The 9,372-nt window shown below is 68.6% G+C and carries 11 protein-coding genes; 5 read left to right on the forward strand and 6 right to left on the reverse strand.

The genetic code is table 11. From position 1 onward, the window contains the following. Positions 1-1,300 (reverse strand): tetratricopeptide repeat protein (locus Q4I23_RS26715; protein ID WP_498528215.1); only part of this gene is annotated, 1,300 nt, incomplete at its 3' end. A 216-nt stretch (positions 1,301-1,516) separates the two neighbouring features. Between Q4I23_RS26715 and Q4I23_RS26720 the strand changes: the two genes are divergently transcribed. Next, positions 1,517-1,909 (forward strand): hypothetical protein, encoded by a 393-nt coding sequence (locus Q4I23_RS26720; protein ID WP_454018003.1) that lies wholly within the window; start codon positions 1,517-1,519, stop codon positions 1,907-1,909. On the opposite strand, the gene Q4I23_RS26725 is transcribed toward Q4I23_RS26720, so the two are convergent. Genes Q4I23_RS26725 through Q4I23_RS26735 form a run of 3 tightly spaced genes read right to left on the reverse strand, consistent with a single transcriptional unit; the run spans position 1,893 to position 4,068 of the window. Next, positions 1,893-2,480, reverse strand: coding sequence for a GNAT family N-acetyltransferase (locus Q4I23_RS26725; protein WP_454018002.1), 588 nt, complete (start codon positions 2,478-2,480; stop codon positions 1,893-1,895). The genes Q4I23_RS26720 and Q4I23_RS26725 overlap by 17 nt on opposite strands. Positions 2,481-2,493: 13 nt before the next feature. Next, on the reverse strand, positions 2,494-2,952 hold the full coding sequence (locus tag Q4I23_RS26730; protein WP_498528216.1) for a TIGR02444 family protein: 459 nt from the start codon (positions 2,950-2,952) through the stop codon (positions 2,494-2,496). 30 nt (positions 2,953-2,982) lie between these two features. Continuing rightward, the gene (locus tag Q4I23_RS26735) at positions 2,983-4,068 is read right to left on the reverse strand and encodes an ATP-dependent 6-phosphofructokinase (protein WP_014239910.1); all 1,086 of its coding nucleotides are present in this window, start codon (positions 4,066-4,068) and stop codon (positions 2,983-2,985) included. Positions 4,069-4,269: 201 nt separating this feature from the next. Here Q4I23_RS26735 and Q4I23_RS26740 point away from each other — a divergent pair, with 201 nt between their 5' ends. From Q4I23_RS26740 to Q4I23_RS26755, 4 genes are all read left to right on the forward strand, one after another. Continuing rightward, on the forward strand, positions 4,270-4,470 hold the full coding sequence (locus Q4I23_RS26740) for a YdcH family protein (RefSeq protein WP_035672505.1): 201 nt from the start codon (positions 4,270-4,272) through the stop codon (positions 4,468-4,470). 162 nt (positions 4,471-4,632) lie between these two features. Then, positions 4,633-5,100, forward strand: a complete 468-nt coding sequence (purE, locus tag Q4I23_RS26745; RefSeq protein WP_498528219.1) for a 5-(carboxyamino)imidazole ribonucleotide mutase — start codon at positions 4,633-4,635, stop codon at positions 5,098-5,100. A 3-nt stretch (positions 5,101-5,103) separates the two neighbouring features. Next, positions 5,104-6,186 carry a 5-(carboxyamino)imidazole ribonucleotide synthase gene (locus Q4I23_RS26750; RefSeq protein ID WP_498528217.1) on the forward strand — a complete coding sequence of 361 codons (1,083 nt, stop codon included), beginning with the start codon at positions 5,104-5,106 and terminating at the stop codon, positions 6,184-6,186. Positions 6,187-6,460: 274 nt separating this feature from the next. Continuing rightward, positions 6,461-8,176, forward strand: a complete 1,716-nt coding sequence (locus Q4I23_RS26755) for a sensor domain-containing phosphodiesterase (protein WP_498528218.1) — start codon at positions 6,461-6,463, stop codon at positions 8,174-8,176. Between the two features lie 44 nt (positions 8,177-8,220). On the opposite strand, the gene Q4I23_RS26760 is transcribed toward Q4I23_RS26755, so the two are convergent. Together Q4I23_RS26760 and Q4I23_RS26765 are read right to left on the reverse strand one after the other, a co-directional pair. Then, entirely contained in the window at positions 8,221-8,397 is a 177-nt protein-coding gene (locus Q4I23_RS26760) for a hypothetical protein (RefSeq protein ID WP_170295983.1), read from the reverse strand. 142 nt (positions 8,398-8,539) lie between these two features. Continuing rightward, positions 8,540-9,253 (reverse strand): DUF599 domain-containing protein, encoded by a 714-nt coding sequence (locus Q4I23_RS26765; RefSeq protein WP_454017998.1) that lies wholly within the window; start codon positions 9,251-9,253, stop codon positions 8,540-8,542. Between the last annotated feature and the right edge of the window lie 119 nt (positions 9,254-9,372).

Consider the following 9,372-nt stretch of genomic DNA (forward strand, 5'->3'; position numbering starts at 1 on the left):
GCGTATAATCGTCGGCAGCGTCAGATGTGTATAAGAGACAGGGGTCGGGGCGCAGATAGGGCACGGCGGCGGGCAGGTCGTCCAGCTTGGTCCCGAAGGCGCGCGGCAGGCTCATCAGCGGGCATTCCAGATCGAAGTCCGGCAACGGGTGGCCGCGGGCGATCAGCCGCTCCACCCCCGGCAGACCGGACAGCACGCTCATCAAGGGCGGCTGCACCTCCAGGATCACCCGCGCCCCGCGCTCCGCCACCAGCGGGACGTAGCGGACGAACTGCAGGGTGTCGCCCAACCCCTGCTCGGCATAGAGCAAAATGGTGCGCCCGGCGATGTCGCCGCCGCTCCAGGTGGGCTGCACGAAGCGGCGCCACGGCGGTTCCGCCCGCGCGTCGTGGCGGCGCCAGTCGAACTCCGGCCAGCCGCCCTCACAGTCCCCGGCCAGCAGCCGGGCGAAGCCGCGGTTCCAGCGCATCCCGGCGTCACCGGGACGCGCCTCCAGCACCCGATCAAAGTCGGCAAGAGCCTCCACCGGTCGGGCCATGGCGAGCAGCGCACCACCGCGCGCTGCGCACAAAGACGGGCCGGAGAAACCGCATCCCTCCGCCGCGGCGAAGGCCGCCAGCGCCTCGTCGAAGCGGCCCTGCCCGGCCAGCAGCGACCCGAGATTTCCCCAGGCTGCGCCATAGCCGGGGGCGAGGTCCAGCGCCGCGCGGTAGGCAGCCTCCGCCTCGTCCCAGCGCTTCTGCGCGGCACAGGCGGAGCCGAGCATCATCCGGGCCGCCGGCGATTCCGGCGCCAGCGCGGCGGCGCGGCGAGCCGCGCGCTCCGCCGCCGCCGCCCGCCCTCCAGCCAAGGCCGTTTCGGCGAGATTCACCAGGGCGTCCGCCGAGGCCGGGAGCAGGGCCAAGGCCCTTTGCGCCGAACAGGTGGCCTCCGGCACGCGGTTCAAATCGCGCAGAGCGGCGGCCCTGCTGGTGTGGGCGTCGGCAAGCTGCGGGTCCAGCCGCAAGGCGCGGGCGTAGCCGGCCTCCGCCGCCGCCGCGTCGCCCATGGTCTGACACGCGCCGGCGAGGTTGGAGTGACCGCCTGCCGAGTCGGGACGCAGCGCCAGCGACCGGCGCAGCAGCCGCGCCCCGTCCGCCGGGCGACCCGTCTGCGCGTGCAGCACGCCCAGGAGCTGCGCAGCGTCGGGTTGTTCGGGGTCGGCCTCCAGAATCCGCCCGTAGAGCGTCGCCGCCTCGGCCAGACGGCCCGACTGGTGATGGTCGATGGCGGCCAGAAGGGCCTCGATGATCGTCGCCATGGGACGTGCCTGATGGTGGAAGGGGTACCGGAAGCCGAAGGAATGGACAGGCCCGCTGACGGATTGGTCACAAGTCCTGCCGTTCCCGCAACCCACCCACGAGAAGCCCCGCGTTGCATTTCACTTTTGCAAAACTTATTCTGCACCCCATGCGCTGGATCATACCGGGGTATTCAGCGCGAGGACCGGTTCCCGCTTATGAAAAGCATTCCGTCGATGACAAGCACCTTGAACGTCTGTGCCCTTGCCCTGACCTGCGCCCTCGTCCCGGCGATCCTGAACACGGCGCCTGCCGCGGCCAACGAGAAGCCCGCCGGCGGCGGATGCCCGTGGGCGCAGGACGTCAAGCTGGACCTCAACGGCAAGACCCTCACACTGAACCAGGAGGCCTTCTCCGCGAAGGGGGAGCCGCTGGACCTTGAGGGCTATCAGATATTCCCGCTGCTCGACCAGCTGAAACTGCGCATCCTCGGCCCGCGCGGCCAGGAGTGGGAGGCGGGGCTGACCCGCCTGTCCGGCGGCAAGCGCTGCCAGGCCTTCTACGTCGGCAAGCCCTTCCAGGTCTCCGACGAGACGGGCGACCGCAACAGCCTCATCCTGGTCCGCTGATACCTGCCTTCATCCTCGCCTGGAAGCGGTCGCGCCCGATCCGGTAGAGGACGTGCCGCTTCAAGCGGTGGCCGTCGGGAACCCGCGGGTGGTCGAAGTCGCCCGCCGCATCGCGCTCCATTCCCAGCCGCTCCATGACCCGCCGCGACCGCCGGTTCTCCGGCACGGTGAAGGCCACGATCCCGTCGAGCCCGACGCTGCCGAAGCCGTAGGCCAGCGCCAGCCCGGCGGCCTCGGTCGCCAGCCCCTGCCCCCAATGGTCGGGGTCGAGCCGCCATCCCACCTCCACGGCGGGGGCGAAAGGCGCTTCCCACGTCACCCGGGCCAAGCCGACGAAGCCGATGAAGGGGCTGTGCCCGGGCCGCTCCACCGCCCAGAAGCCAAAGCCGTGCCGGTCGAAATGCTCGCCGATGCGCTGGATCACCGCGTCGCTGGCCGCCCGGTCGGGAAGCGGCAGCAAATGCTCCATCACCGCGGGATTCTGTGACAGCGCGTGAAAAGCGTCGCCATCCCCGTCCCGCCAGGGCCGCAGGATCAGCCGGGGCGAGGTTAGGATGGCGGGAGTCGTCATCGCACCGGTTCCGTCAGGGCTCGGGCGGCGTGTCGAGCGCCGCCAGCAGCGCCATCAGCGCCGGGTCCCCCTCCGGCACCAGCCGGTAAAGGTTGGTCGCGGCCAGAGCGACGCCGCCCCCCGCCGCGGGGGTGAGTCCGGACAGGGCGAAGAGGCGGTCCTGCTGGACGCGCTCCGCCTCCAGCTCCACCGCTTTCAGGCGCTTGTAGAGGGCGTCGTCCTCCCCCTTCGCCCGGCGGCGGACGGCGCGCAGCGGGCGAACCACCTCGTCCCGCCAGGGAGCGACCACGGAGTCGATCCGCGCCAGCTCGTCCGCCGGAAGGTCGGCGCTGCAGGCCATGCCCGCCCAGGCGGCGAACAGCAGAAGGTTCACGTCCTGGCCGAGCCGGTCCTGAAGGTCGAGGCAGGCGGCGGGCACGCCCGGCCGTCCGTAGACGGCGATCGAGAAGTCCCAGAGCGGGTTTTCCGACATCGCCGTGCCTGCCTCCCCACAAGCCTCCGCTCAGTCGCCCAGGCTGATGCCCAAGCCGCGGGCGGTCTTGACCATGGCACCGTCCAGCTCCACGCAGGCATACTTGGCGATGGCCTCGGTGATCGGCACGTCGATGACGCCGCGGTCCGACCAGGCGACCATGCGGTCGAACTTGCCCTCGGCGATCAGGTCCACGGCGTGCACGCCGAAGGCCGAGGCGACCAGGCGGTCGCGCGGGCTGGGCATGCTGCCGCGCTGGACGTGGCCCAGGACGGTGACGCGGGTCTCCGCCCCCGTCGCCTCGGCGATCTTCTCGCCGATGTAGTCGCCGATGCCGCCGTAGCGCTTCTGGCCGCCCTGGAACAGCTTCTGCACGCCCGTGCCGTCCACGGTCTTCACCGCCTCCGACACCACGACCAGGGCGAAGTTGCGGCCGGTCGAGCGCACCTGCTTGATCTTCTGGGCGATCTTCTCGATGGAATAGGCGATCTCGGGGATCAGCACCACATCGGCGCCGCCGGCGATGCCCGCGGCCAGGGCGATGTGGCCGGCGTCGCGGCCCATCACCTCCAGCACCATGACGCGGGCGTGGCTGGCCGCGGTCGGCTGGAGCCGGTCGAGCGCCTCGACCGCCACACCGACGGCGGTGTCGTAGCCGACCGACACCTCGGTCAGGCCGAGATCGTTGTCGATGGTCTTGGGGATGCCGACCATCTGGAAGCCGCCCTTGTCGGCCAGTTTCTTCAGGATGGCGAAGCTGCCGTCGCCGCCGATGCCGATCAGGGCGTCCAGCCCCAGTTCGCGGTAGCCGCCGATGATCTCGTCCGACCGGTCCTTCTGCGTGCCGTCGGCCATCGGGTAGGCAAAGGGGTCGCCGCGGTTGGTCGTGCCGAGGATCGTGCCGCCCATGCGCATCATGTTGCCGTCGACCTGCGGCAGGTCGAGCACCTGATACTGCACCGGACGCTGCAGCAACCCTTGGGTGCCTTCCTTGATGCCCAGGACCTGCCAGCCGTAGGTCAGGACGGCCCGGTGGACCACCGCGCGGATGACCGCGTTCAGCCCGGCGCAGTCGCCGCCGCTGGTGAGAATGCCGATGCGCTTGCCTGCTGTCATGGAGACTGTCCCGTGTCGTCTGGAACCGCTGCGAAAGGTAGTCATACCAGAACGTTGCTCCACCGCAATGGTTCTGGTCCTCCGAGTATATTACATTCCGGCGACCGGATTATAACCCTGCGAAGAATGCGTGGTTTCGCACTGCCGTTGCGGCGGAAATCTGGTATAGTCCCCGCCGCTCAGCCAGCGGGCCCCGCGCGTATGAACGAACAAGAGATGCTGAAGGAAAAACTGGCCACGCTTCGCAGCGAGCATCGCGACCTCGACGACGTGATCGCCCGACTGCACGAACGTGCGCCGTTCGACCAGCTTCAGATGCAACGTCTGAAGAAGCGCAAACTCGCGCTCAAAGACCAGATCATGGTCCTGGAAAGTCGCATGCTGCCCGACATCATCGCCTGAGGCGGCTTTTCGGCGGGGGACATGGCCCGGCGCCGCGCGTCGCGCTGGACTCCGCGCGCGCGCTTTCTATAATGCGCCGCTTTCCGGACCTAGAGGAAAGCGCGCGCCGTGTCCGCATCCATCGCCGCCACCACCGACCGCAAGCCGCTGGTCGGCATCATCATGGGCAGCCAGTCGGACTGGACCACCATGAAGCACGCCGCCGAGACGCTGACCGCGCTCGGCGTCCCGCACGAGGTCCGGATCGTCTCCGCCCACCGCACCCCGCAGCGCCTCGTCGACTACGCCACCACCGCCCGCGACCGCGGCCTTAAGGTGGTCATCGCCGGGGCCGGCGGCGCCGCCCACCTGCCGGGCATGGCCGCCTCGATGACCCCCCTGCCCGTCTTCGGCGTCCCGGTGGAAAGCCACGCGCTGAAGGGCATGGACAGCCTGCTGTCGATCGTCCAGATGCCCGGTGGCGTTCCGGTGGGCACGCTGGCCATCGGCAAGGCCGGCGCGATCAACGCGGCCCTGCTCGCCGGTTCGGTCATCGCCCTGATGGACCCGGCGGTCGCCGAGGCGCTCGACGCCTGGCGCGCCCGCCAGACCGCCGCCGTCGCCGAAACCCCCGTCGACGAGCCTGCCTGAACCATGGCCCACCGCATCCTTCCGCCCGGCTCGACCATCGGCATGCTCGGCGACGGGCAGCTCGGCCGCATGACCGCGCTCGCCGCCGCCCGGCTGGGCTACAAGACGCACGTCTACGCGCCGGGATCGGAGGGCAGCCCCGGCGCCCAGGTCGCGGCGGCCGTCACTTCCGCCGGCTGGGACGACCTCGACGCGCTGGAGGCCTTCGCCCGCTCCGTCGACGTGGTGACGCTGGAGTGGGAGAACGTCCCGGTCGGCGTGGTCGAGCATCTCAGCCGCTTCACCCCCGTCCATCCCGGCGGCAGGGTGCTGTCGGTCGCCCAGGACCGGGTGGAGGAAAAGTCCTTCGTCAACGCGCTGGGCATCGGCACCGCCCCCTGGCGCGCCGCCCGCAGCGCCGACGAGGTGGCGACGGCGGTGGCGGAGATCGGCCCGCGCTGCATCCTGAAATCCACCCGCCTCGGCTATGACGGCAAGGGGCAGGCGCGCATCGAGCCGGGCAGCGACCCGGCGGAGGCCTGGGCGGCCATCGGCTCCGACGCCGGCATCGTGGAGGGCTTCGTCTCCTTCACCTGCGAGGTGTCGGTGATCGTCGCCCGCGGGCTCGACGGCAGCATGGCCGCCTACCCCGCCGTGGAGAACCGGCACAAGGACGGCATCCTCGACAAGACCATCGCCCCGGCCCGTGTTGCGGCGGAGACGGCGGCCGAGGCCGAGCGGGTCGCCCGCCGCATCGCCGAGGCGCTGGACCTCGTCGGCGTGCTCGCGGTGGAGATGTTCGTGACGCCGGACGGCGGCGTGCTGGTCAACGAGATAGCGCCGCGCCCGCACAACTCCGGCCACTGGACCATGGACGCCTGCCATTCCTGCCAGTTCGAGCAGCTTGTCCGCGCCGTCTGCGGCCTGCCGCTCGGCTCGGTGGAGCGGGTGGCCGACGCCGAGATGGAGAACCTGATCGGCGCCGACGCGGACCGCTGGCCGGCGCTGATGGCCGAGTCAGGCGCCCGCCTTCACCTCTACGGCAAGGCGGAATCCCGTCCCGGCCGCAAGATGGGTCATGTGACCCGGCTCCATCCCCGCTCCTGACCCTTCCGGTCGATTCTCCGCTTTCGACCGTTGCAGCGGGCCGTTTCCTGTTCGGAAACGGCCCGCCGTCGTTTTTTTCTCGCGCCGGGTGCGATAATCCAGCGCGGCTCACAACCATATTTCTCTTTAAATCATTGAAAATTCTAAGCTTCGAACTTTCCTTCGAAATGGCGGGGCAAATCTTGCCGCTTTTTTCAGAACGGGAACGCGGCTAGTCTCCATTCAATGAATGACGCAATTCGATAAACTTTTTCTCAATTTCGGGCTATTGCCGATGCAGCTTGCGCATGACTCGATCAGACGCCCGGTGCCGCAGACCAACGCGCAGGTCCGTCGCCCGTCGCACCGCGAGCGTGACCGCTTCGTCGGCTTCGCCTTCGCCGCTGCGGATTTGCTGATCGAGACGGATGCGCGGGGAAACATCCTGTTCTGCGCGGGCGCGCGCTGCCGCCTGACCGAAGGCGACGTGGCGGGTCTGGTCGGCAGCAGCCTGCTCGACGTCGTGGCGCCGAACGACCGCAAGTACGTCAACGTCCTGTTCAAGCGCATCCAGGACAAGGGCCGCATCAAGCCGGCCCGCGTCGTCTTCCAGGGCTGCGACGGCAACCGCTTCCCGGCGCTGCTCGGCGGCTGCCGGCTCGACTCCTGCCCCGGGTCGCTGTTCCTGACCGTCCTTCTGGCCTCCGGCCCGCGCAACACGAACGAGGCGCTGGCCGCGGCGGGGCAGCTTCTGGACGGCAACGCCTTCAGCCACATCCTGGAGGACCGCATCATCAAGGCGCGGGAGAAGGGGCTGGACAACGCCCTGACCCTGCTGCTGATCGACGGCCTGCAATCGATGGTGGACGCCCTGCCCGAAGGGGCGGCGAGCGAGGTGATGCAGGGGATCGAGGCCTATCTGCGGGCGATCTCCGCCAACGGCGACAGCGCCGGGCAACTGGCCACCGACCGCTACGGCGTCGTCCACGCCTCCGACATCGACGGTCAGGAGGTGCAGGCCCACATCACCCAGATCATCCAGAGCGCCGGCGGAGAGTTGCCCGGCGGCATCCGCACCTGGTCGCTGGACGTGTCGGACGAGCGGCTGGATCCCGCCGATGCGGCGCGCGCGCTGGTCTACACGGTGCAGGCCTTCGCGTCGGCCCAGGGCGGCGAGTTCACCATCTCCAGCCTGGAGGACGGCGCCAAGCGCATGCTGTCCGACGCGGTGGACCGCATCGGCCGGCTGCGCGCGACCATCGAGAAGCGCGACTTCTTCGTCGTCTACCAGCCCATCGTCGATATCGGGACGCGGACGGTCCATCATCTCGAAGCGCTGACGCGGGTGGAGGGCACGCTGTCACCGGCGGACTTCATCACCTTCGCCGAGGATGTCGGGCTGATTTACGACTTCGACCTGCTGCTGACGCAGTCGGTGCTGGACACCATGCACGCCCACCGCAAGGAGCCGACCCTGCCGGACGTGGCGATCAACCTGTCCGCCAAGACGTTGATGAGCCCGATCTTCCTGCGCCAGTTCCTGGCGGTGACCGAGCCCTATGGCGAGCTGGCCCGCAAGCTGCTGATCGAGGTGACCGAGACCGTCGTCGTCACCGACATCGCCAAACTGAACGACGTCCTGCAGAAGCTCCGCGCCGCCGGATTCCGCATCTGCCTGGACGATGTCGGGGCCGGATCGACCTCCTTCCAGTCGCTCTACGGGATACAGGCCGACTTCGCCAAGATCGACGGTCACTTCGTCCGCGGCGCCGTGAACAACGGGCGGGACATGGCCATGCTGCGGTCCATGGTGGACGTGTGCCGCCAGTTGGGACTCGGGCTGATCGGGGAGCAGGTGGAGGGACCGGAACACGCGCAACTCCTGACGGAGCTGGGGGTGTCGCTGGCCCAGGGCTACCTCTACAGCCGCCCGTCCCGCGATTTCGCTTATTTCGCGAAGGACTGGGCGAAGATGGCCGGCACGGGCGGCAAGGTCCTCAGGAAGGGCTGACGCGCAACGGGAACCGGCCACTCCCGCCCATCGTCAGGCCGGCATCAGGCCAGCTCGTGCGCCGCATCGATGCAGTGGCGTGCCTGGGCGAGAAGCTCGCGGTTGCGGTCCATGAACTCCTTGGCGGCACCGCAGGCCCCCGGATGCAGCCGGACTTCCGCCAGAAGCCGTTCCGCCTCGTCCAGCGAATTCAAGACCGATACCGCTGTGTCGATGTCCATGGCCGATCCCCTCAACATGGCGTGTTGCAGCGCACGCGTCCATCAGGCGGCTATGACAAAAGCATTAATTTGCGCTGCAGCGTATTGGCCATAACGTCGCAGATTTAGAACATTTTAACATATTTATCGCCAAAAACGTGCATCATCGCCGCTCGCGTCTCTCCAACGCATCCACCTGTACGCGGATGACCTTCTCCGTCGCGGAGAAGCCCTGCCGACGGGTCAGGACGACGATGACCGCCGCAGTGGACACCATGAAGAACCAGGGGCCGAGCATCCAGGCCAGCGCCGCCATGGCGAAGTAATAGGCGCGCATGCCACCGTTCAGCGCCTTGACGGCCAGCGTCATGGCGGCGGCGATGCTGTCCGCCATGGCCGTCTTCTCTTCCGCCGGCACCGGGGGCAGCGGGGCGGAGCCGATCAGGGCACAGCAGTAATTGTACTGGCGCAGCGCCCAGGTGAATTTGAAGAAGCCGAAGGTGAAGATCGCCACGAGCAGCAGCATCTTCAGCTCGAAGAACTCGCGCGTGGTCTGCACCGTGAAGGACAGCGTGCCGACCAGCTTGTGGGCGTTCTCCACCGCGCCGAAGGCGCCGACCAGACCGGCCAGCACCAGCATGTTCGTGCTGGCGAAGAAGGTGCAGCTCTGCATCGTGTGGCCGACGAGCTGCGAATCCATGATGCGGTTGTCGCGCTCCAGCATCCGCTCCATCCAATGGCGGCGCACCTTCTTCAGATGCTGGTTCACGACCATGCGTCCGCCCAGCATGTGGTCCTGGATCAGCGTGAAGCCCGCCCAGCAGGCGAGGAACCACAGGATGGCGATAGTGTCGAGGAGGGTGATGTCGGGCGTCACGGGCGGACACTCTGGCGCGAGGGGAAGGGGACGGTCCGGCGCAAGGGTGTAGCCGTCCCCCCGCCGCCTGTCCAGGGGCTGTCTCTTATACACATCTGACGCTGCCGACGATTATACGC

The sequence above is a fragment of the Azospirillum sp. UFLA03-27 genome (assembly GCF_059803775.1).

What these genes read in the sequence shown, in the direction of transcription:
- Q4I23_RS26755 (WP_498528218.1), top strand. Translation starts at nt 6,461, where the DNA reads ATGCAGCTTGCGCATGACTCGATCAGACGCCCGGTGCCGCAGACCAAC.
- Q4I23_RS26720 (WP_454018003.1), top strand. Translation starts at nt 1,517, where the DNA reads ATGACAAGCACCTTGAACGTCTGTGCCCTTGCCCTGACCTGCGCCCTC.
- Q4I23_RS26725 (WP_454018002.1), bottom strand. Translation starts at nt 2,480, where the DNA reads ATGACGACTCCCGCCATCCTAACCTCGCCCCGGCTGATCCTGCGGCCC.
- Q4I23_RS26740 (WP_035672505.1), top strand. Translation starts at nt 4,270, where the DNA reads ATGAACGAACAAGAGATGCTGAAGGAAAAACTGGCCACGCTTCGCAGC.
- Q4I23_RS26760 (WP_170295983.1), bottom strand. Translation starts at nt 8,397, where the DNA reads ATGGACATCGACACAGCGGTATCGGTCTTGAATTCGCTGGACGAGGCG.
- Q4I23_RS26750 (WP_498528217.1), top strand. Translation starts at nt 5,104, where the DNA reads ATGGCCCACCGCATCCTTCCGCCCGGCTCGACCATCGGCATGCTCGGC.
- Q4I23_RS26735 (WP_014239910.1), bottom strand. Translation starts at nt 4,068, where the DNA reads ATGACAGCAGGCAAGCGCATCGGCATTCTCACCAGCGGCGGCGACTGC.
- Q4I23_RS26730 (WP_498528216.1), bottom strand. Translation starts at nt 2,952, where the DNA reads ATGTCGGAAAACCCGCTCTGGGACTTCTCGATCGCCGTCTACGGACGG.
- purE (WP_498528219.1), top strand. Translation starts at nt 4,633, where the DNA reads ATGGGCAGCCAGTCGGACTGGACCACCATGAAGCACGCCGCCGAGACG.